Consider the following 861-nt stretch of genomic DNA (forward strand, 5'->3'; position numbering starts at 1 on the left):
CTTAGAACCTGTTCAAAATCTTTTTTGATACTGACTTTCCGCTAAGCTGCTGGCCCCATGAGAGCCAAGTACCCCAGCGATATCAGCCCCGAGAAGTTCGAACTCATCCGCCCCTTGCTGGAGAGTGCCCGCAAAACCACCCGCCCACGCAGCGTTGACCTGTATGACGTGTTTTGCGCCGTGCTTTACTTGCTGCGCACTGGCTGCCAGTGGCGAGCATTGCCCAGTGATTTCCCCAAATGGCGCACAGTACACGCTTACTTTGCCATCTGGAGTGCGCCGCACGAAGGCGCCAGCCTGCTGGAGCAGGCATTAAAAAAATCAGGTTGGCGTGGCCCGAGAGAAACAGGGGCGCAACGCCTCAAGCACGTTCTTGATCGTGGACGCGCAGAGCGTGAAGAACACGGACACGGCAGCCTGTAAGGGCTATGACGCGGGCAAAAAGGTCTCGGGCATCAAGCGCCACATTGCAGTGGACACACAGGGGCTGCCGCACGCGGTGGCCGTGACTACAGCCGAGGTGACGGATCGCAAAGGGGCGCTGCAGGCACTGCAGCGCTGTAAACCGGCCCTCAGCAAGGTGCAAAGCCTGCTATGTGACAGCGGCTACGTGGGCAAACCCTTTGCCCAGGGCGTAGCAGACATCCTGGGCGAGCACGTGGGAGTGCAGATAGCCAAACGCAGTGAGCTCCATACCTTCAAGGTCATGCCCCAGCGCTGGGTGGTAGAGCGCAGCTTCGCGTGGCTGGAGAAGAACCGGCGGCTGTGGAAGAACTGCGAGAGGCTTTTGAACACCACCTTGCAGTTCATTCATTTAGCATTCCTGGCTCTGCTGCTCAAAAGATTTTGAACAGGTTCTTA

General features: G+C 57.8%; 1 protein-coding gene. It reads left to right on the top strand.

The window, feature by feature from the left end; genetic code table 11:
• The first annotated feature begins 57 nt into the window (after positions 1-57).
• Positions 58-850, top strand: a protein-coding gene (locus tag AC07R0_RS25700; RefSeq protein WP_495107030.1) for an IS5 family transposase whose coding sequence is annotated in 2 segments (ribosomal slippage) — positions 58-317 and positions 316-850 — 795 coding nt in all. Because the reading frame shifts where the segments join, the coding sequence is not laid out codon by codon here.
• Positions 851-861: the final 11 nt, after the last annotated feature.

The organism is Rhodoferax sp. GW821-FHT07F03 (assembly GCF_059418745.1).